Origin of the sequence: Nonomuraea rosea (assembly GCF_039539705.1) — a bacterium.
GTDB classification, from domain to species: Bacteria; Actinomycetota; Actinomycetes; order Streptosporangiales; family Streptosporangiaceae; genus Nonomuraea; species Nonomuraea rosea.
The window spans coordinates 48,415-69,317 of record NZ_BAABDQ010000018.1; the positions used below are offsets into that span (position 1 = coordinate 48,415).

Consider the following 20,903-nt stretch of genomic DNA (forward strand, 5'->3'; position numbering starts at 1 on the left):
AATATCCCTTTCAGAGGTGTTCCTGAGTAAGGCGCGGCGCCGGTCACTCCTTGACGCTCCCGGCCGCCAGACCGGACTGCCAGTACCGCTGCAGCAGCAGGAACGCCGCCACCAGCGGGACGATGGTGAGCAGCGAACCGGTGATCACCAGGTTGAAGATCGCCTCGCTGCCCGCCGTGGACGCCTGGGCGTTCCACCTGTTGAGGCCGAGCGTGAGGGGGTACCAGGCCGGGTCCTTCAGCATGATCAGCGGCAGGAAGTAGTTGTTCCAGGTCGCGACGACGGCGAACAGCAGCACCGTGACGATCCCGGGCGCCAGCAGCGGCAGGCTGATCCGGAAGAACGTCTGGAACTCGCGGGCGCCGTCCACCCGGGCCGATTCGAGGATCTCGTCGGGCACGGCGTCGGCCGCGTACGTCCACATGAGGTAGAGCCCGAACGGCGTGACCAGCGACGGGATGATGATCGCCCACGGGGTGTCGGTCAGGCCGACGCTGGAGAACATCAGGAACGTCGGGACGGCCAGCGCGGTGCCGGGCACGGCGACCGCGCCGATGACGATCGCGAACACGGCCTTCTTGCCCGGGAAGTCGAACTTGGCCAGCCCGTACCCGGCGACGGTCGCCAGCAGGGTCGCGCCGCCCGCGCCGGCCAGCACGTAGAGCAGGGTGTTGAGCAGCCAGCGGGTGAAGATGCCGCCGTCGTAGGTGAAGGTGGCCGCGATGTTGCGGAACAGGGCGAAATCGGAGTCGAACCACAGGCCGAACGAGCTGAACAGCCCTTCCTGCGTCTTGGAGGCGTTGATGACCAGCCAGGCCAGCGGGAGCAGCGTGTAGACGAGCATGATCGCGGTGAGCGCGGTCAGCGTGGCGCTGCGCCGGTTCCGCGGCGACGCCGGGCGCCGGTGGCCGCGCCTGATGACCAGCGGGCCTCCCCTGGTACGGGGCTTGCGGGCGGTGGCGGTCACGGTCAGGCTCCCTTCCGCATGCCGCGGAGCTGGACGACGTAGGCGATGACCATCGTGATCAGGCCCATGACGATGGCGACGGTCGCGGAGTAGTTGAACTGCTGGCCGGAGAAGGACAGCGAGTAGGCGTACACGTTCGGCGTGAAGTAGGTCGTGATCGCGTTGGGCGCGAGGCTCTTGAGGATGCTGGGCTCGTTGAAGAGCTGGAAGCTGCCGATGATGGAGAAGATCGTGGCGATCAGCAGGGCGCCGCGCAGGGCCGGGAGCTTGATCGCCCAGATGATGCGGAGCTGGCTCGCGCCGTCGATCTCCGCGGCCTCGTACAGGGACGGGTTGACCACGCGCAGGGCCGAATACAGGATCAGCATGTTGTAGCCGACGAACTCCCAGGTCACGATGTTGCCGATGGAGACGAGCACCAGGGCGGGGGAGAGCGGGTCGGGCAGCGACAGGCCGAGTGAGTCGTTCAGGTTGCCGACGAGGCCGAAGCGGGTGCCGTACATGAAGCCCCACATCAGCGTCGCGACCACGGCGGGGACGGCGTACGGCAGGAACACCGAGATGCGGAAGAAGCTCGTCCCGTACAGCCGGCCACTGTCGATGGCGAGGGCCACCAGCAGCGCCAGGAACAGCATGATCGGGACCTGGACGACGAGGAAGACCGCCACCCGGCCGAAGGCGGCCCAGAACTGCGGGTCGCCCAGCGCCTTGACGTAGTTGTCCGCGCCGACGAAGACGGTCCCGCCGATGAGCTGCGTGCGGAACAGGCTCAGATAGACCGAGTACGCGATCGGCGCCAGGAACACGAGCCCGAACACCGCCAGGAACGGCCCGACGAACCGCCAGCCTGTCCAGGATCGCCGCTTCCGGGGCACCGCCGCCCCCCAGTCGCCCGGCGTGCTCGCCTGCGAAGTCGCGACCACCAGCTCAACTCCTCCCCTGCGTGGGTGTTTACGTAAACATTTCACGCGGATGAGGCGCCGGGCGAAGCGGTCGCGGGGGATGGTCCAGCGGTGATGTTTACGTAAACTTTCGTGCGGTATCGTGACACCGGCCACACGGCCCGTCAAGGTTTGCCCGACGCCAACGGCAGGCAGGTGGTGGCGAGATGAGCCCAGAGACGAGCCCTGAGACGAGCCCAGAAACGGGCGCTGAAACGGGCGCTGAGACGGGCCCGGAAGCGAGCCCAGGAACGGGCCCAGGAACGAGCGCCGAGATGAGCCCGGACGATCGGGAGCAGCAGGGGGCGCCGCCCCGGGGCAGCGCTCACCGCGGCACGTCCGGCATCCCCGGCGGGCGCCGCAAACAGCGCGTCTCCATGGCCGACGTCGCCAGGCTGGCGGGCGTCTCGTCGCAGACGGTGTCCCGGGTCTCCAACGGTCATCCCGGCGTGATCGACGCGACCCGCGAGCAGGTGCTCGCGGCGATGCGCGAGCTCGGCTACCGGCCCAACAGCGCCGCCCGCGCGCTGCGCTACGGCCAGTTCAACACCATCGGCGTCATCCTCTTCGGCCTGACCTCCACCGGCAACAGCCGCACCGTGGACGCGATCGCCACCCACGCCGCGGCCGAGGGCTACGCCATCACGCTGATGCCCATCGACGTGCCGACCCAGGACAACGTGCTGGGGGCGTTCACCCGCATGGGCGAGCTGGCCGTGGACGCGGTGATCGTCATCCTGGAGATCCACCTCCTCGACGCGGCCACCGTGACCCTGCCGCCCGGCGTGCACGTCGTGGTCGTCGACTCCGACGCCGGCGACCGCTACAGCGTCGTGGACACCGATCAGGCCGACGGGGCGCGACGGGCCGTCCAGTATCTGCTCGACCTGGGCCACCACACCGTCTGGCACGTCACGGGTCCGCAGACGTCCTTCGCCAGCCAGCGCCGCGCCCAGACGTGGCGGGCCACGCTCGAAGCGGCCGGCCGGCCCGTTCCCGCGCCCCTGCACGGCGACTGGTCGGCCGAGTCGGGCTACGCCGCGGGGCTCGCGCTCGCGTACAAGCCGGGCTGCACGGCGGTGTTCGTCTCCAACGACCAGATGGCGCTCGGGCTGCTGCGCGCGCTCCACGAGCGCGGCCGGTCGGTGCCGGGGGAGATCAGCGTGGTCGGGTTCGACGACATCCCCGACGCCGCCCATTTCGTCCCGCCGCTGACCACCGTCAACCAGGACTTCGCCGAGGTGGGCCGGAGGTGCGTGCAGCGGGTCCTGCTCCAGATTCGCGAGGGCCAGGCCGCGCGGCCCGGCACCGACCTCGTCCCGACCCGCCTGGTGGTCCGCCGCAGCACCGCCGCCCCGCCCTCCTGACCCGCCCGGTGGTCCGCCGCAGCACCGCCACTCCGCCCTCCTGACCCGCCCGGCGGCCCGCCGCTGCCCCCGCCCTCCTGACTCGCCCGGTGGGCCGGGGCACCGCCGTCCCGCCTCCGCCCCGCGTGGCTGAAACGGTCGTTCCAGCCGGCGCTATCGTGGGGGCATGGCAGAGGAGCAGCGGGCCTCCGCGCGTCAGGAGGAGCTGGTCGAGGCGGCCTATCGCTATGTGACGGAGCGGGGGATCTCGCGGCTGTCGCTGCGGCCGCTCGCGGACGCGATCGGTTCGAGCCCCGGCGTGCTGATGTTCCTGTTCGGCAGCAAGGACGGCGTGATCCGGGCCATCCTCGCCAGGGCGCGGCGCGACGAGCTGGCGATGCTGGCCCGGCTGCGCGCGGAGGCGGGGGAGGCCACGCTGATCGAGGTGGCCCGCGCGCTGTGGGAGTGGTCGTCGGCTCCCGAGCGGCGGCCGGTGCTGCGCCTCTGGGCCGAGAGCTATGGGCAGTCGCTGGTCGCCCCGGAAGGGCCGTGGTCCGGGTTCGCCCAGGACACGGTGCGCGACTGGCTCGGCATCCTCGCCGAGCTGCCCGCCGACGTGCGGCCGGGCGCGCCTGACTCGGCCGCCCGGTGCGGCGCCGTGCTCGCCGCACTGCGCGGCTGCCTGCTCGATCTGCTCGCGACCGGCGACGAGGAGCGGGTCGGCCGGACGATCGAGCTCCTGTACGCCCGCCTCGACGCCGCTCCGGGCCCTTGACGCGCCGTTCCCCGCCGTTCCCCGCCGCCGCCCGACCGCCGCCCGACCGCCGCCCGACCCCCGCCCGATCGCAGCCCGGCCGCACGTCGGCGGGTGGCTCAGCGAGGATGCCGAGCCGGCCGCCGCCCGGCCGGCGTGGCGCCGGGCGGAAACGCGGAGGAAACGACTCTTGGCGTTGCCTTGGTGCCACCCGGCCGGGTCCAGACAGGCGACAGCGAGGAGACCGGCATGACTCATGAGGAATTACGCCCTTCACGGCGCAGCACGCTCGGCCTGCTCGGCGCCGTTCCGCTCGCGGCCGGCGGCGTGCTCGCCGGCTCGGGCCTCACCGCGGCCGTGGCCGAGTCCGCCGGCACCGGGCAGATCCCGCAGGACCTGCGCCCGGGCGGCGCCTTCGACCGCTACATCAAGGACCTGGCCGACCAGGACAAGTTCTCCGGTACGGTGCTGCTGGCCCATCGCGGCAAGCGCGTCCTGGCCCGCGCCTACGGCATGGCGGACCAGGACAAGGGCGTCCGCAACGAGATCGACACGATCTACGCCCTGGCGTCGGCGTCCAAGCCGTTCACCGGGCTGGCGGTCGTCCAGCTCGCCCAGCAGAAGAAGATCAAGTTCCACGAGACGGTCGGCACCTATCTGGACGGCTTCCCGGAGGCGATCGCCGTCCGCGTCACCGTGCACCAGATGCTCACCCACACCGCCGGCATGAGCGACCCGAGGAACACCGGGCCGGACCCGCGCATCTTCACCAGCGTCGAGGAACGCACCCGGGACCTCGCCGAGCGGGCGCGGGCACAGACGCTGCGCTTCGATCCCGGGACCAAGAAGGAATACTCCAGCATGGCGTACGAGGTGCTGGGCGAACTGGTGGCGACGGTCTCCGGGCAGAGGTTCCACGAGTACGTCAAGGAGCACATCTTCACGCAGGCCGGGATGACCCGCTCCGCCTACTACACCACGGAGGAATGGCAGGCCGACGAGCGCATCGCGCACCCGTACATGCTGCAGAAGGACGGCTCGCGCATCGACGGCGTCCGCCACCTGGACAAGGACGGCGGCGCCGGTGACGTGCCGGGCACCAACTCGGCGCGCGGCTTCGTCGGATCCGGCGGCGGCAACGGCTTCTCCACCGCTCCCGACCTGGTGCGCTTCGCCACCGCCCTGCAGCAGAACGACCTGCTCAAGCAGGCCTACACCCGGCTGTACGTGAACTCCAAGGTCTCCGGGCCGCCCATGGGCAGGCCGCCGCCCGCCGACCCCGCCCGTACAGAGGCCTTCCACGCCTACGGGCCGACCTCCTCCATCTACAACGACCAGCACTACATCTCCCACGGCGGCGGCATCGCCGGCGGCTCCACCAACTGGAGCATCTACCTCGACATCGACTGGGTCGCCGTGGTGCTGTGCAACTACGACCTCGACATCGAGCCGATCATCACCCAGGAGCGTGGCCGGATCACCGCCCCCTACGCCTGACGTACGGCCGGGCTCTACGGCAGGAGCGGGGCCAGCCCCACGGGATCGCCCTCCTGCGCGATGACCCACGGCTCGCCGCGGATCTCCACCCGCGGCGCGCCGTGGTGGCGCGGCCCACGGCGGGCGAGCCGGATGCTCACGAGCTCGCCCTGACCAGGAACGGGAAGCGTCAGGGCCTCGGCGATCCGGCGGTGCTCATGATGGCCGCCGAGGACGACGATGCCTTCGAGACCGAGGGTGGCGCGGACCTCCCGGACGCGGGTCATGGCGTTCTCCTGCATGGCGACGGCGGCCACGGCGCTCGCGCCGACGACCTGGCCCTGCGCCCGCCGGAACAGCTCGCTGAGTCGCCCGGCGGCGCTGCTCTCGCGGAAGATCGCATCGGTGTCCTCGGCGGGCAGGCCGAGCAGCACGTTGCGGGGGAGCGGCGCGTGGTTGTGGATCCAGCGGACGGAGGCGTTCCCGAGCAGGTTGAGCCGGTGGCCGCCGCGCCGGGCGGCCCCCGCCGCCGCGAGCAGCCGGGGCTGGACGCGGAGCACGCCCATGCCCCAGAGCGAGCGTTCGTCGTCCGCCCAGAGGAGCACGCGCACGGCGCCGATCTCGTTCTGGGCGAAGGTCCATCCCGCGCCGCTGCCGCTGAACGCGTAGCCCGCCGCCACGCCGTCGATCTCGATCTCCTGCCCCACGCCGCCGGGGAAGCCGAACTCGTGGCCGAGCCCGATCGCCACCCGGGCCGCCATGCCGGCCTTCTCGGTCCGCGTGAGCTGGTCCCAGCGGAAGCGGCCGGTGTGCGCGCCGTCGTAGATCTGGTCGAAGGAGCGCCGCAGCACCCTGGCGGCACGCAGCCCCGTGGGATCCAGCTTGGAGAGTGCGCTGAAGACCTCGTCCAGATCGGGGTCGAGCTCGCCGGGCGGACGCCAGGCGGCTCGATCGGCGGCCGCGGGCCCGCGCCGGAGCTGACCGGCCCGCGCGGTGACCTTCGCCGCTCCGGCGGCGTCGCCGTCACGGGCCATCCGGTCCGCGATGGCCGCCACCTCGCTCAGCGCGGCATCGCGGGCGGCGGCGTCGCCGCGGGCCGCGTGCAGGGCGGCCAGCCGTTCCCAGGCTCTGGCCTGGGGGAGCAGCCGGCGGCCGGCCTGGTCGTCGGGGAGGATCCGCAGCCGTTCGACGCCCTGCCGGCACACCTCGACGGCGGTTTCGAGATCGCCGGCCTCTTCGTACGCGGACACCAGCGCGGCCCGTGACGCCAGGGTGTCCGGATGTCCCGGGCCCAGAACGTCCTCCCGCGTCGCCAGCACCTCCCGCAGCAGCGTGATGGCCGCAGGCAACCGGCCGAGCCGCTGATGCAGGACCGCGAGATGGTGCTGGGCGGCGAGGGCGTCCGGGTGGTCGCCGCCGAGCGCCCGCGACCTGCGGCTCAGCACCAGCCGGTGCAGCTCCATGGCCTCGTCCGCCCGGTCGAGGCGGGCGTAGGCCAGCGCCAGGTTGCCCAGCGTGACGAGCGTGGTCCGATGGCTGTCGCCGGCGGTCTCCGCCGCCGTCTCCAGCAGCGTCACGGCCTCCTCCGCCCGATCGGCGCGGAGATAGGAGAGCGCGAGGTTGTTGTACGCCATGAGCGTCTTGCCGTGGCCGGGCCCCAGCGTCAGCCGGCGGTCGGTCAGCAGTTGTTCCTGGAGGTCGATGGCGTCCCAGGGACGTTCGGCGGCCAGATACGCCAGGGCCAGGCCGTCCCTGGCGTCCTGGGTGTCGGGGTGGTCGGAGTTCAGGGTGCGCAGCCGGGTGTCCAGGATCCCTTCGAACAGGGCGATCGCCTCCTCCTCGCGGCCGGTCGGCCCGCAGGCGGTCGCCAGGTGGCCGCGGATCCGGGTCAGCGCCGGGTGGTCGGGCGGCAGCAGCGGCGTCGCGTGGTCCAGGACGTGCCGGGCGAGGGACGTCGCGCGGGAGAAGTCTCTGAGGGTGTTGATCAGCCCGAGCGCGTGGTCGTGCAGGTTGAGGAGGTCCGCCAGGACGATCTGGAGCCGGTGCAGGTCGTCGTCGTCGCGGCCGGTGAGCCGGACCGCGTACTCCAGCAGGGCCGTCGCGTGCTCGGCGAGCACGTCCAGGAACTCCAGCTCCCGCCACGCGTCCGGCGCCTCGATGTCGTAGATCAGCTCGCAGCGGCGGATGGCGTTCGCCATCGTCTCCCAGACCGCGCCGCTCGCGCGGTGCCGCACCGCTTCCTGGACGACTGTGCTGGAGAAGCGGACCCAGCCGTCCCTGAGCACCACCAGAGACGTCTCCGCGAGGGCTTCGAACGCGGCCCGCTCGCCCTCGGCGATCAGCATCCGGCCGGGGAGGCCCCGCCTGGCGAGCAGGGCCAGCTCCTCCAGCAGCCGGACCTGCTTCGTGGAGAGCCCGCGGAGCAGCAGGCGGACGACGGCGGACAGCGGCGAGCCCCGCCCCGGGCCGCTCGCGCCGTACAGGACGGAGAAGGTGTCCTGGAAGGAGTGGCCGATCGCCTTGGCCGCCAGCGCCAGGGTCAGCGGCAGGCGCCCCATCAGGGGCAGCAGGCCCTGCGCGGCCTCCTCCCTGCCGTCGCCCGCGGTGTCGCGCAGGTAGGCCAGGGCCTCCTGATAGGTGTACTCGCCGACCTCGACCGCCTGGCCCAGCGGGACGCACCGCCGGTCCCTCGTCGTGACGATCACCCAATCCGTGCCGCACGACCGCAGCGCCCTGGCCGCGGCCTCCGGATCCGTCACGTCGTCCAGAACGAGCAGGTAGGGCCGCCGCGCTCCCGAGGTGCGCTCCTCGCGCGAACCGAGCCCGGAGATCCTGGCGGTGCGGCGGCCCAGCAGGTCGTGGGCGGTGCTCAGGTCCACCCAGACGACCGGTGTCCCCCGGGCGGCGTGCTCGCGCGCGCACGCGGCCGCGAGCTGGCTCTTCCCGGAGCCCGCGGCTCCGTGGAGGATCACCGCGCCAGAGCCCAGCCGCTCCTCGACCAGCGCTCGCAGGTGCGTCCGCGGCTGGAAGGCGCGCGCCTCGTCCGGCACCGGCCCGGTGACCGGTCCGACCGGCGGACCAGGCGGCGTGGGCGTCACGCGCCGGCCGGCTCGGCGATGACGGTCCCGGCGGGGACCTCCACCGCGACCGGACCCTCTGACGGCTCCCACCGCAGCTGTTCGCTCATGCCGTTTCCCGTGCCGACGTCGAGCGCCGATTTTCGTGCGCCGCACTCAATGTAACAAGATCGGCGGGGACCGGCGCGGCCGGGCGGGCGTCGGCGCCGCACCCCGGCGACACCCTATCGCGGGCGTCGCCGGGGTGCGGCCGCGCGTGGTCAGCTCGCGCCGCAGGAGACCGACGGCCAGGTGTAGTTGCCGTTGTGCTGGATGGTCACGCCCCAGTTGTTGCCGCTGCCGTTGGGTTTGGCGGTCAGCACTTGGGTGCTGGGGTAGGTGGCGTTGATGTTCCAGGTGGACAGGACCTTCGCGGGGGAGGGGATGTTCATCGTCACGGTCCAGGTGCTGGATCCGCTGACCGAGACGTTGAGGTTGTAGCGGTCGCTCCACTGCTGACCGGCCGACAGCGTCGCGGTGCAGCCGCCGCCCGGGTTGCCCGGGTTGCCGGGGTTCGAGGTGCTGTCCACCGTCACGTTGGAGTTGCCGCTGCTCTGGTATCCCTCGGTCGCGAGGATCATGTAGTCATGGCTGCCGAGGCTCATGCCGTTACGGGCCCACGCGTCGAAGTGGTTGCCTGAGGTGATGGCGCCGCCGGTCTTCTTCGACTGGCGGACGCTCCAGTACTGGTTGAACGTCCTGGTGCCCTCGATGGAGGGGGCGTTGTAGCGCGTGGTCTGGTAGATGTCGTACGTGCCGCCGTCGCTGGTGACCGTGCCCTTGTACGTCCCCGTCGGCCGGTAGGTGCCCCAGTTGTCCACGATGTAGTACTCGACGAGCGGGTTTCTGGTCCACCCGTAGAGGGTCAGGTAGGCGTTGCCGGACGGGTTGAAGCTGCCCGAGTAGTTCACGGTCCTGCGGCCGCCGGTGCTCCAGCCCTTGCCGGCGACGAAATTGCCGGTGTTGCTCCACGAGGTGCTGTAGTTGCCGCCGGCTCCCAGCTCCATGGAGACCGTGCCGGAGCTGTCGGTCCAGAACGAGTAGAAGTAGCCGTTGTTGGTGCCGGTCTGATTCGAGGTGATGGCCGCGTGGGCGGTGCCGGGCATCGCCAGGGCCAGGAACAGCGCCGCGGCGGCGGCGCCGGCCCGGCCGATGAACGACCTGGTGCGACCGCGTCTACGGCTCTTCGGGTGGGTGGGGGCGCCGTTCATGTGCGTGCTTCCTTCCCGTGGGGGCGGGCGGGGGCGGGCAGCGTGCGTCGCGAAAGTATCGGTACGTTGGCGAAAGTATCGGCATCGGTTTGCTGGGTTGTCAATGATCCGGGTAATGTTCCGGAAACCTGGCGCGCGCGGGGGTGCGCGCCGCGCCTGGGCCGATGGCCCTGAGCTGGCCGCTGTCGCTCAGGGCCGCTCCCGGCCGAGGGCTCGGGCGCCGGGGCCGAGGTTTCCGAAAGTTTCAGAGGTGCCGGTGCTCAGCCCCGGTCCCGGGCCCCGCCATCGAGAACGTGGTCGATGCGCGCGGCCAGCTCGACGTCCCGCGCGGTCACCCCGCCCGCGCTGTGGGTGGACAGCGTGAAGCGGATGCCGTTCGCGGTGCGCTCGATCTCGGGATGGTGGTCGATCGCGCGGGCCTCGTTCAGCACCGCCTCGCTCAGCCAGCCGTAGCTGTCCGGCGTGATCGGAACGTCCTTGAGCAGCGCAGCGCCGTCGCGGCGCCAGCCTTCCAGCGCCGCCAGCGCGGTGTCGATCTCCTCGTCGGTCAGGAGTCCCTCGGCCATGCTGCCCCCCGGTGTCGTAGCTCTCGACGATGGGCTACCACCGGTCGGCGCGTTCACACCTGGCGGCGCCCGCACCCGAAATGTTTCGGTCGATGAAGACCGACGTGCGATGAATGCGGCGACGGACGTGAGCTTGGTGTTTCCGAAACATTTCTGATTGGCGTTGACATGTTTCGGAGGCGTCTCCACAATGACCGCAGGTGCAGCGACCCCCCAACGATCAAGGGATCAGCATGATCGATCGCAAACGCCGTCCAGCCCTCGCCGCCGCGCTCCTAGCCGCGATCTTCGCCGTCTGCCTGGCCGGCACCGCCACCTCGGCGGTGGCCGCCCATCGCAGCAGCGCCGCCGCCGACTGCGGCGCCGGATACGTCGGGCTGACCTACGACGACGGGCCCAACGCCGGCAACACCGCCAGCCTGCTCAACGCGCTGACGTCGAACGGCCTGCGGGCCACGATGTTCAACACCGGCCAGAACGCCCAGAACAACCAGGCTCTGGTCAGGGCGCAGCGCGACGCGGGCATGTGGATCGGCAACCACAGCTGGTCCCATCCGCACCTCACCCAGCTCGGCAGCGCGCAGATCTCCTCGGAGCTGCAGCGCACCCAGCAGGCCATCCAGTCGGCGACGGGGGCCGCGCCCCGGCTGTTCCGGCCACCGTACGGAGAGACCAACGCCACGCTGAAGTCGGTGGAGCAGCAGCTCGGCCTCACGGAGGTGCTCTGGGACGTCGACTCGCAGGACTGGAACGGCGCCAGTACCGCCGCGATCGTCCAGGCCGCCGGCCGCCTGCAGAACGGCCAGGTCATCCTCATGCACGACCAGTACGCCACGACGCTGGCCGCCGTGCCGCAGATCGCCGCGAACCTGCGCAGCCGCAACCTGTGCGCCGGGATGATCTCGACCGCCACCGGCAGGGCCGTCGCCCCCGACGGCGGCACCGGCCCGACGAGCCCGCCGCCCGGCGGCAGCTGCACCGCGACGCTGTCGGCCGGTCAGCAGTGGAGCGACCGCTACAACCTCAACGTCTCGGTCAGCGGATCCAGCACCTGGACCGTGACGATGAACATCCCCTCCCCCGCGAAGGTCCTGTCCACCTGGAACATCAACGCCACCTACCCCAGCACCCAAGTGCTGACCGCCAAACCCAACGGCAGCGGCAACAACTGGGGCGTGACCATCCAGCACAACGGCAACTACACCTGGCCGTCGGTCTCCTGCCGGACGGGCTGACGCCAGGCGGGTGTGGCGGTTCCGCGTGACACCGCCACACCCCCCGGCTTCCTAGGGGAGGGTCCATCTCTGGTTCGCGTTCGTGGTGCAGGACCAGATCTGCAGCGGGGTGCCGTCGGCCGAGCTCTGGCCGGCGGCGTCCAGGCATCGGCCGGTCGCCGGGTTGACCAGGCGCTGGGTGGCGCCGTCCCATCGCCACTGCTGGTTCGCGCTGCCTGCGGCGCAGTCCCAGAGCTGGACCCTGGTGCCGTCGGCGTTCACGCCGCCCCGCACGTCGAGGCATTTGCCCAGGGCGCGAAGCGTGCCGTCGGCGGCCACCGTCCACGACTGCGCCGTGCCGCCGGCGTCGCACGTGTAGAGCTGCACCTGTGTGCCGTTGGCCGGGTTGGCGGCGGCGACGTCCACGCACGTGCCGCCGAGTCCCTTGATCTTCCCGGTACGCGTGCCGCCGCCGACGGTGAACTCGCCCCTGTTGAGCACGCGCGGCCCGAAGTAGCTCGCCTGCACGCTCGCGTTGGTGTTGTAGGCCGGGTCGGTCAGCCATTCCGCCCACACCATGAACCAGGTCCAGCGCGGCTGCGCGTCGAGCAGCGCGGGGCTCGGGACCCGGCCCACCTCCGCCAGAGAGATCGGCTTGCCGCCCGCCACGTTCAGGAGCGCCTGGTAGTCGGCGGTGGACGGCTCCATCTTGACCCAGACGTCCAGTGACGCCACGTCCGCGTACGACGCGCCGGGCCAGTAGTCGCCGATCGAGCCCATGTTCAGGTCCTTGACGTTCCAGACCCAGACGAGGTTCGACAGGCCCTGCGCCGTGAAGTAGTCGTAGGTGATCTGGTAGAGCCTGCGGCTGCCGTTCGCGCCGGGCCGGCCGCCCCACCAGGACCAGCCGTCGTTCATCTCGTGGACGGGCCGCCACAGCACCGGCACGCCGGCGCTCTGCAGCTGGCGCAGGTAGGGCAGCGCTTCCGCCAGGCGGCTCTTGAACGCGGTGTTGAGCGCGGTGCCGTTGGTGACGAGCTGGCTCCACTGGCTGTCGGACAGGTGGCTGAGCACGCCGCCGGAGTCCCAGCCGCAGGTGGAGCCGGTCGTGGGCGGGCACATGTGCCAGGTCAGCGCCACGACGGAGCCGCCCTGCCACTGCCGGATGGCCTCGTTGACCATCGTCTGCCGGTTGGCGACGTCGGCGGCGGCGAACAGGAAGTCGCCGCCCCACAGGCCGGGCGTCTGGCCGGTGATTCCCTGGGCGACGCGGGTGTACTTGGTGGGGTCGCTGTTGGGCTCGCGGTTGTGCTGGCCGGACAGGGTGGAGCGGCCGGAGATGCCGGCCAGGTAGGTGGTCAGGTCGGTCCTGGAGGCCGACGGGAAGGCCTGTGCGGGCGACGCGACGACTGCGACGCCCAAGGTCAGTAACAGGGCCATCAGCAAGGACCGCCAGGTGCGGGGGGTGCGCATGGATCCTCCTCGATGCGGTGCGCGTGCCGCCGCAGGCCGATAGCACGCTTTACCGGATAAGTGACCTGACCATAGAACCGCTGTGACAACGATGTCAATGTCGAAGAACAGGCATGTTACGTTCTCTTACCCGGTTAATTCGGACCGGTCACGCGAAGAGCTGGCCGCCGTTGACGTCGATGGTGGCGCCGGTGACGGCGCGGGCGTGGTCGGAGGCGAGGTAGACGACCGCGCGGGCGACATCCTCCTCGGTGGCGATGCGCCGCAGCGCCATCGCCGAGACGTCGCGGGCCAGGATCTCCTCGTACGGCACGCCTTCCGCCGCCGCCCTCGTGCGCATCCACTCGTCGAGCGCGTCGCTGGCGATCCAGCCGGGCGCGACGCAGTTCACCCGCACCCCGTAGGGTCCGAGCTCGTCGGCGAGACAGTGGGACAGCAGGTGGGCGGCGGCCTTGCCGGCGGCGTAGTCGCTGCGTCCCGCGTAGCCCTTGCGGGAGGACATGGAGGTGATGTTGACGATCGAGCCCGAGCGCCGGGCCACCATGTGCGGTGCGATGAACCTGCAGGCCAGCAGCGTGCCGTAGCCGCCCGTCTCGACGGCTCTGCGCCAGGTCTCCAGGTCGCCGTCGGACATGTCGAGCACGTTCTTGCGATGTGATCCCGGGAAAGCGGCGTTGACCAGCACGTCCACCCGGCCGAAGCGGTCGATCACGGTGGCCGCGAGCCGGCGTGCGTCGTCGATGCCGGTCAGGTCGGCGGGCACGGCCAGCACGCCCGGCACCTCGTCCGCGATCCGATCGAGGGTCTGCGTGGTGCGGGCGGCCACGACCACGTGGGCGCCCTCGTCGCGGAGCAGTTGCGCCAGCGTCCGCCCCAGGCCCGGGCCCGCTCCGGCGATGACCGCGACCTTGCCCTCCAGCAACACGCCCTGATCTTACCGGCGGAGCCGTGCGACGCTTCGATCAGTTCTCTCATAATTGATGCAACTTCGATCACTTCGGATCGGTAGCATGGAGCGTCGGCGAGGAGGAGTATGACGAACACGGTGACCGGCCCAGTGACAGGCCCAGTGACGGGCCCAGTGACCGGCCCAGTGACAGGCGGGGTTGGTACGGCTGGGCCGTTGCTCATCGCGTGGGGGGCCAGGGCCGAGCCGGAGAGCCTGGCCCGCGACCTGTTGCCACCCGCGACGGCGCTGCCGGTCCCCGCTGCGGGGGCCGGGGTCTGGGGTCGTCTCCGGGAGAGTGAGGCCCTGTCCGACGTGCGCGAGCGGGCGCGAGCGGAGGCGGGGACGCCCTGGCCGCAGCCCCTGGCCTCGCAGTACGCGCGGTTCTTCCGCGAGGGCGACGGCAACCGCACGGTGTACGAGAGCCAGGTGTTCGAGCGCCAGGACCGGCTGACCAGGGCCGTGCTCATGGCAACGGTCACCGGCGCGGAGAACCGGCCGGACGGTCAGCCGGGCGGTCGGTTCGACGGTCAGCCGGGCGGTCGGTCGGACGGTCGGTTCGACGGTCGGCCGGACGATCAGCTGGGTGGTCGGTTCGACGGTCGGCCGGACGGCTGGCTGGACGAGGTGGCCGACGGGGTCGTCCAGCTGTGCGAGCAGAGCTCGTGGTGCTGGCCCGCGCACGAGGACACCTGCCGCCCTCGCGGGACGGTCCTGCCCGACCCCGCCACGCCCTGCCTCGATCTCGGCGCCGCCGACGTCGCCGCCCAGCTCGCCTGGATCGACCAGGTGCTCGGCGACCGGCTGGACGCGCGCTACCCCGGCCTGCGCGAACGCGTGCGCGCGGAGGTGCGGAGCCGGGTGCTCGACCCGTTCGTACGGCGGGACGACTGGCACTGGCTCGGGCTCGACGGCGATGTGCACAACTGGTGCCCGTGGATCTGCGGCAACATCCTCGTCGCCGCGCTGCGGCTGGGCGGGCGGCAGGAGGAGCGGGCCCGCCAGGTCGCGCTCGCCGTCGCGGGCCTCGACCGCTACCTCGCGGCGCTGCCGGACGACGGCTCCGTGGACGAGGGCTACGAATACTGGTGGAACGGGGCCTGCCGCGCGCTGGAGGCGCTCGACCTGCTTGAACACGCCACGTCGGGGGCGCTCGGCGCGGCGGACGTCCCGGTCGTGCGCGAGACGGCCCGCTTCCCGCACCGCATGCATCTCGGCGGGCCGTGGTACCTCAACGTCGCGGACGCGCGGGCCCGCCCGCCGGCCGACCAGCCGTGGCGCGAGCTGCACCGCTGGGGCCGCAGGCTCGGCGAGCCCGACGTGATCAGGCACGCGCGGTCGCAGCGTGCGGCCAGGATCGGGGCCACGGCCGAGCTCGGCCGCGCCCTCAGGGAGCTCGTGGACGACGAATGGCAAGCGCGTGGCCCTGCCGAGCCGCCCCGGGTCGAAGGGCAGGCGCCCGGCCTTGGCGAGCCGCCGCTGGTCGCGGGGCAGGCGTCCGGCTCTCACGAGCCGCCGCTGGTCGCGGGGCAGGCGCGTGACCGTGATGAGCAGGCGCGCGGCCTTGACGAGCCGCCGCTGGTCGCCGGGGTCTGGTTGCCCGGCACGCAGATCGCGCTCGCCCGGACCACCGGTGGCACGGCGCGCGGGCTGACGCTGGCCGTCAAAGGCGGGCACAACGACGAGCATCACAACCACAACGACGTCGGATCGGTCGTCGTGGCGGTGGACGGCGTTCCCGTGCTCGTCGACGCGGGGCGGCCGACGTACACGGCGCAGACGTTCGGGCCCGGCCGCTACGAGATCTGGACGATGCGGAGCGACTGGCACAACGTCCCCCTCGTGCGGGGCGCCGCGCAGGGACAGGGCCGGCAATTCCGGGCGCGGGACGTGCGGGTGTCGGACGAGCCCGGCCGGTTCGAGGTGCGGATGGACCTGGCCGCCGCCTATCCGGTGCCGGACCTGGAGCGGTGGTGGCGTACGGCCGCGCTCGACCGGGCCGGCGGCCACGTGACGATCGAGGATGCCTGGGACTTCACCGGCGGCGACGGTCCGGGCGTTCTGCACTTCGTCCTGGCCGGGCAGGTCGAGCGGCGCGCTCCCGGGCAGGTAGTCGTGCACCCGCCGGACGGCGCGCGGGCCGCGCTGGTCGCCTGGGATCCGGCGCGCGCGACCGCCGCGCTCACCGTCCGCACGCTGGACGACCCCATGCTGTCGGCCGTGTGGGGTGAGCGCCTGACCAGGCTGGAGCTGCGCCTGCCCGACACGCCGCGCGGCGCCTTCGAGGTGCGGGTGGAGGCGTGCGAGTGATGCGCCCAAGCCCCCGCTCCGGACAAGTTCCTTCGCCGGGCACCGCAAGGGTGCCTTCGAGAAAGACGGTGCCACAGTGACACTCCCGGACCCGCCGACCCCGTTGCCGGACGAGCGCCGGGCCCAGGTGGTCGAGCTGCTGCGCAGGCGCGGCGTCGTGCGCGTGAACGAGCTGGCCTCGGAGCTGGACGTCTCGGTCATCACCATCCGCCGCGACATCGCGCTGCTCTCCTCCCAGGGGCTCATCCGCCGGGTGCGCGGCGGGGCCGTGCTCCAGAACGGGCCCGTGGCCGAGACCCTCGGTCACGGGGAGCCGGAGGAGATTGCGGTCATCGCGGACGCGGGGCAGCCGCAGCCGACCATCGGGATGGTCGTCCCGTCGCTGGACTACTACTGGCCGGACGTGATCCGCGGCGTCCGCGAGGCCGCCGCGGCCTCCGGCGCGAAGATCGTCCTGCGCGGAGCCACCTACCAGGCCGCCGACGAGCGCCGCCAGCTCGCCCGGCTGGTCGAGACGGGGGAGGTGGACGGCCTGCTGGTGGCGCCGACCACGACCGGCGACGACGGGGAGGAGCTGGTGCGCTGGCTGCAGGGCACGGGGGTGCCGGTCGTCCTCATCGAGCGGGCCGCCGAGGTGGGCGACTACCGGGAGGCGATGGAGTCGGTGGTCAGCGACCACGTCTTCGGGGCCGCCATGGCCGTACGCCACCTCGCCGCCCTGGGCCACCGGCGCATCGGGCTGATCACCACCCGGCAGAGCCCGACCAGCGTGCACGTACGGCGTGGGTGGCGGCAGGCGTGCGAGGAGCTCGGGCTCGACGGCGCCGTGCCCGACGTCGACACGGTCGACCAGCGGGACCCGGGCTGGCCGAAGGCGCTCGACGACGTGCTCGACGCGTGCGTCTCCTCGCGGACGACGGCGCTGCTCGTCCACTCCGACCCGGAGGCCATCAGCCTGGTCGAACGCTGCCGGGAGCGCGGCATCCGGGTGCCGGGCGACCTGGCGCTGGTGACCTACGACGACGAGGTGGCCGATCTGTGCGACCCGCCGCTGACGGCCGTCCGGCCGCCCAAGGCGGCCATCGGGCGGGCGGCCTTCGGGATGCTCGCGGGGCGCCTGGCCGACCCCGATCCCGAACGGCCCGCGCACCGCGTCATCATCGAGCCCCGCCTGATCGTCCGGTTCTCGTCGTCGTAGGCGGCTACGACGACGAGGTTCCGGCCGTGTCCACGCGGTCCTCGGTGCCGCCCGGCCAGGTGGGCCGGGTGGTCTCCGTGCCGTCTCAGGACAGGGCTGTCGCCTCGGCTGTGTCCAGGTGGTCCTCTGTGCCGTCCGGCCAGATGACGCGGGCGGTTTCCGTGCCGTCCCAGGTCAGGGCCGGGGGGTCGGCAGGGTCCTGGGCGCCGAGGTAGATCGCCACGTCGTACCAGGTGCCCGGCTGGGCCGGGGCCGTGGTGGCGCACCACGGGACCAGCGTCCAGGCGGCGAGCGGCGCGGAGTCCGGCGCCTGGAGCACGCCGGACGTCTCCAGCCCCGGTCCGGGGACGAGCTGGGAACGCAGGGCGCCGTTCCACGCGACCTCCCGCCCCTCGCGCCCAGGCCCGTCCAGGGCGGGACCGTCGTGGTCGGCGGGGAGGGGCCAGCCGCCGATACGCAGCGGGCCGCCCGGCACCGCCGCCGCGCCGGTGCTCAGCGGGCCGCCTGGCACTCCCGCGGGCTCCGCGCCGATGGGCAGTGGGCCGCCCGGCACTCCCACGGATGCCGCGTCGATGGGCAGCGGGCTGCTCGGTACCGCCGCGGCCGACACCCGGACCAGGCGCAGCTCCCAGGGGCCGCGCACGGCGGAGATCGCCTCCAGCCACGGCCCCAGCCGGGGCGTTCCCGACCGGCCGCTGCCGTGGTCCGGCTGGCCGGCGTCGGGGGCGACCCAGTGGGCTTGCCAGCGCGACGCCCCGACCAGCGTCCCCGAGGGGAGCCGGCCGGTGAAGGTGGTCTCGAACCCCGTGCGGTGACTCGGCCGTCCGCCCTCGTCCAGGATCACGACCGACTGGTCGAAGGGCTCGGCGGAGTTCTCGCCGGCCAGCAGGGGCGAGGTCGCGGTCGAGTAGCCGAACCGCGCGTACAGCGGGGAATCGGTCAGGTTCGTCCCCGGATGCGAGTGGTCGGTGCCGTGGTTGACCACGCGGACGACGCCGTCCGAGCGGGTGCCGCTGACCAGCCAGCCGGGCGCGCGGACGGCGAGCTGGTAGTCGCCGGACTCGACCGGCAGAGGCTCCTCGACGGCCGTCCACACCGGGTGGCCGGCCGGCAGCGACAGGCCGAACAGGCCCTTGGCCGCCCAGTACGGGGAGCCGGGACCGGAGTAGGACTGCGCGATCGGCCGCCAGGCGTGGTGCCAGCCGAGCGTGAGAACCCCGTCCTCATCGGGCGCTCCGTGCTCGGCGAAGTGCCGGGCGATCCCCGAGGCGGCGCGGCGCAGGAGCCCGGGACCGGGAGACGGCGTGCCGGCGCGCGCCCCCATCCAGAACGGGGCGGCGGCGGCGAAGCGGTAGGTGAGGCTGCGGCCCTGGATGAGCGGCGAGCCGTCGGCGCCGACGAGGTGGACGGCGTCGTGCAGGAAGGGCCCGAGCCGCTCCAGGTACGCCGCCCGCCGCGTGTCCGCCACCGGGTCGCCGGCCGCCATCTCGGTCCACATCAGCGGGTAGAAGTGCAGCGCCCAGCCCACGTAGTGGTCGTAGGAGCGTTCTGAGCCGTCGGCGTACCAGCCGTTCTCCCGCACGAAGCCGTCGGTGAGGGCCAGGCCCTCGTCGATGTCCTTGGCCGAGCAGGGCCCGCCGACGGAGGCGAGGAACTGCTCGACGATGATCTGGAACCAGATCCAGTTGATCGGCGGATAGCCGGAGCCGATCGCGGGCGTGAGATAGGCGACGACCTGCTCCTGCACGAGCGGCGTGAGCCGGTCCCACAGCCACGGCCTCGTCAGGTGCAGCACCAGGGCGATGGAGGCGGCCTCGACCTTCGCCTGGTCGTGCTCGTCGAGCCGCACCCAGCGCTCCGGCGACCGGGGGTCGGTCCCCGCGGCGAGCCCCTGGGCGTACCAGTCCATCAGGCCCAGCGGGTCGCGCCCGCCCTCGCCCGCGACCCGGAACCCGGCGGCCAGGAACGTGCGCGCGAAGCCCTCCAGCCCGTCGACGTCGGACCCGTACCCGCCCGGCGCGCCGGGGAAGGAGATGCGCGCGTGGGAGTCCGAGGCGTACGGCCGGGCCGACAGGAGGAGATGGTCCGCGAGCGCCGCCCAATGGTCCCGCGTCCACCCGGTGTACGGCGAGAGCAGGCGATCGTCCAGTTCCCGCAGGGATTCGCGCAGCGTGCGCATCCATCCTCCTGAGCTGATCGAGCAAGCGCGATCAATATCGATCAGATAAACGTGATCGAACTGATTAACAAGGTATTGACGCGATTGTAACGATCGGACATGATCGGCGCCATCGGAAAGCGCTTGCCGCGATGGGGCAGAGTGAAGCGAGGCAACCATTAAGCACAGCACCATGGTCATGAGGTCGCACTCATGACGAGACGACCGCAGGCCCTGCTGGTCATGGATCACGCGACGTTCGGCGTGCAGTTCCAGGAACCGCAGCTCCGCCGGTTGCGTGCGCTCGCCGACCTGGGCGACCCTATCGTGACCGCCGACCTCGACTCGGCGGCGGGGCGGCGCAGGCTGCGCGAGGTCGAGGTGCTCCTGACGTCATGGGGCTGCCCGCCCCTGACGGCCGGCCTGCTCGCTGACGCGCCACGGCTGCGCGCGATCTTCCACTGCGCGGGCACGGTGCGCTCGTTCGCGACCGACGAGGTCTGGCGCCGCGGCATCCTGGTCACCAGCGCGGCCGACGAGAACGCGATCCCGGTGGCCGAGTTCACCCTGGCCGCGATCATCTTCGCCGGGAAGAAGGCGCCCTTCATCGCCCAGGACACGCTCATGCGCGGCGCGTCCTGGTCCTCCCTGGTCGAGCGCGAAGACCTGTCCAACCGGGGGCGCACGGTCGGGATCGTGGGCTACTCCCGGGTGGGCCGCCGGGTCGTCGAACGGCTGCGCGACCTGGAGCTGGAGATCCTCGTCGCCGATCCCTACGCCGACCCGGCCGAGGTGAGCGCGGCCGGCGCCCGCCTGGTCGAGCTGCCCGGCCTGCTGCCGCGCTCCGACGTGCTCTCCCTGCACGTCCCGGAGCTGCCGGCCACCCGCCACCTCATCGGAGCGGCCGAACTGGCCGCGCTGCCCGACGGCGCGACCGTGATCAACACCGCCCGCGGTGCCGTCCTGGACACCTCAGCCCTCGAACGGGAGTGCTCCGCCGGGCGGCTCAACGCGATCCTCGACGTCACCGACCCAGAACCGCTGCCCCTGAGCTCGCCGCTGCACGGCCTGCCCAACGTAATGATCACCCCCCACGTCGCCGGATCTCTCGGCTCGGAGACCCGGCGGATGAGCGAAAGCGCGCTCGACGAGCTGGAACGGTACCTGACCGGCCGGTCGCCCCGGGCGGCCGTGACCGTGGACGAGTTCAAGGTGAGCGCCTGAGCC

Annotated in this window: 15 protein-coding genes; 7 read left to right on the forward strand and 8 right to left on the reverse strand. The window is 72.2% G+C overall.

The genetic code is table 11. The annotated features are described in order from the left end of the window. Window positions 1-43: 43 nt before the first annotated feature. Both ABEA43_RS34740 and ABEA43_RS34745 read right to left on the reverse strand, forming a co-directional pair. On the reverse strand, window positions 44-967 hold the full coding sequence (locus ABEA43_RS34740; RefSeq protein WP_345568587.1) for a carbohydrate ABC transporter permease: 924 nt from the start codon (window positions 965-967) through the stop codon (window positions 44-46). 2 nt (window positions 968-969) lie between these two features. After that, window positions 970-1,890: a carbohydrate ABC transporter permease gene (locus tag ABEA43_RS34745; protein WP_345568588.1), complete on the reverse strand. Its 921-nt coding sequence runs from the start codon at window positions 1,888-1,890 to the stop codon at window positions 970-972. 293 nt (window positions 1,891-2,183) lie between these two features. Between ABEA43_RS34745 and ABEA43_RS34750 the strand changes: the two genes are divergently transcribed. The 3 genes from ABEA43_RS34750 (at window position 2,184) to ABEA43_RS34760 (ending at window position 5,505) form a co-directional block, all read left to right on the forward strand. Then, window positions 2,184-3,275 (forward strand): LacI family DNA-binding transcriptional regulator, encoded by a 1,092-nt coding sequence (locus tag ABEA43_RS34750; protein ID WP_345568589.1) that lies wholly within the window; start codon window positions 2,184-2,186, stop codon window positions 3,273-3,275. A 166-nt stretch (window positions 3,276-3,441) separates the two neighbouring features. Beyond that, the gene (locus ABEA43_RS34755; RefSeq protein ID WP_345568590.1) at window positions 3,442-4,029 is read left to right on the forward strand and encodes a TetR/AcrR family transcriptional regulator; all 588 of its coding nucleotides are present in this window, start codon (window positions 3,442-3,444) and stop codon (window positions 4,027-4,029) included. A gap of 228 nt (window positions 4,030-4,257) precedes the next feature. Then, entirely contained in the window at window positions 4,258-5,505 is a 1,248-nt protein-coding gene (locus tag ABEA43_RS34760; protein WP_345568591.1) for a serine hydrolase domain-containing protein, read from the forward strand. A gap of 14 nt (window positions 5,506-5,519) precedes the next feature. Here the strand turns inward: ABEA43_RS34760 and ABEA43_RS34765 are convergent, their stop codons facing one another. The 3 genes from ABEA43_RS34765 to ABEA43_RS34775 all read right to left on the reverse strand — a co-directional run bounded on the left by ABEA43_RS34765 (window position 5,520) and on the right by ABEA43_RS34775 (window position 10,377). Continuing rightward, window positions 5,520-8,582 (reverse strand): NaeI family type II restriction endonuclease, encoded by a 3,063-nt coding sequence (locus ABEA43_RS34765; protein ID WP_345568592.1) that lies wholly within the window; start codon window positions 8,580-8,582, stop codon window positions 5,520-5,522. A 239-nt stretch (window positions 8,583-8,821) separates the two neighbouring features. Then, window positions 8,822-9,811, reverse strand: a complete 990-nt coding sequence (locus ABEA43_RS34770; RefSeq protein ID WP_345568593.1) for a glycoside hydrolase family 11 protein — start codon at window positions 9,809-9,811, stop codon at window positions 8,822-8,824. 260 nt (window positions 9,812-10,071) lie between these two features. Further along, the gene (locus ABEA43_RS34775) at window positions 10,072-10,377 is read right to left on the reverse strand and encodes a 4a-hydroxytetrahydrobiopterin dehydratase (RefSeq protein WP_345568595.1); all 306 of its coding nucleotides are present in this window, start codon (window positions 10,375-10,377) and stop codon (window positions 10,072-10,074) included. A gap of 233 nt (window positions 10,378-10,610) precedes the next feature. Between ABEA43_RS34775 and ABEA43_RS34780 the strand changes: the two genes are divergently transcribed. Continuing rightward, the gene (locus ABEA43_RS34780; protein WP_345568597.1) at window positions 10,611-11,612 is read left to right on the forward strand and encodes a polysaccharide deacetylase family protein; all 1,002 of its coding nucleotides are present in this window, start codon (window positions 10,611-10,613) and stop codon (window positions 11,610-11,612) included. A gap of 51 nt (window positions 11,613-11,663) precedes the next feature. Here the strand turns inward: ABEA43_RS34780 and ABEA43_RS34785 are convergent, their stop codons facing one another. Further along, window positions 11,664-13,064 carry a glycosyl hydrolase gene (locus ABEA43_RS34785; RefSeq protein WP_345568598.1) on the reverse strand — a complete coding sequence of 467 codons (1,401 nt, stop codon included), beginning with the start codon at window positions 13,062-13,064 and terminating at the stop codon, window positions 11,664-11,666. 148 nt (window positions 13,065-13,212) lie between these two features. Beyond that, window positions 13,213-13,989: an SDR family oxidoreductase gene (locus ABEA43_RS34790; RefSeq protein ID WP_345568600.1), complete on the reverse strand. Its 777-nt coding sequence runs from the start codon at window positions 13,987-13,989 to the stop codon at window positions 13,213-13,215. Between the two features lie 198 nt (window positions 13,990-14,187). Between ABEA43_RS34790 and ABEA43_RS34795 the strand changes: the two genes are divergently transcribed. Together ABEA43_RS34795 and ABEA43_RS34800 are read left to right on the forward strand one after the other, a co-directional pair. Then, entirely contained in the window at window positions 14,188-16,320 is a 2,133-nt protein-coding gene (locus ABEA43_RS34795; protein ID WP_345568603.1) for a heparinase II/III family protein, read from the forward strand. A 76-nt stretch (window positions 16,321-16,396) separates the two neighbouring features. After that, a complete protein-coding gene (locus ABEA43_RS34800; RefSeq protein WP_345568605.1) occupies window positions 16,397-17,518 on the forward strand; it encodes a substrate-binding domain-containing protein in 1,122 nt (373 codons plus the stop codon). Between the two features lie 85 nt (window positions 17,519-17,603). Here the strand turns inward: ABEA43_RS34800 and ABEA43_RS34805 are convergent, their stop codons facing one another. Further along, window positions 17,604-19,697 (reverse strand): DUF2264 domain-containing protein, encoded by a 2,094-nt coding sequence (locus ABEA43_RS34805; RefSeq protein ID WP_345568607.1) that lies wholly within the window; start codon window positions 19,695-19,697, stop codon window positions 17,604-17,606. 192 nt (window positions 19,698-19,889) lie between these two features. On the opposite strand from ABEA43_RS34805, the gene ABEA43_RS34810 reads away from it, so the two are divergent. Then, window positions 19,890-20,900, forward strand: a complete 1,011-nt coding sequence (locus tag ABEA43_RS34810) for a hydroxyacid dehydrogenase (RefSeq protein ID WP_345568609.1) — start codon at window positions 19,890-19,892, stop codon at window positions 20,898-20,900. Window positions 20,901-20,903: the final 3 nt, after the last annotated feature.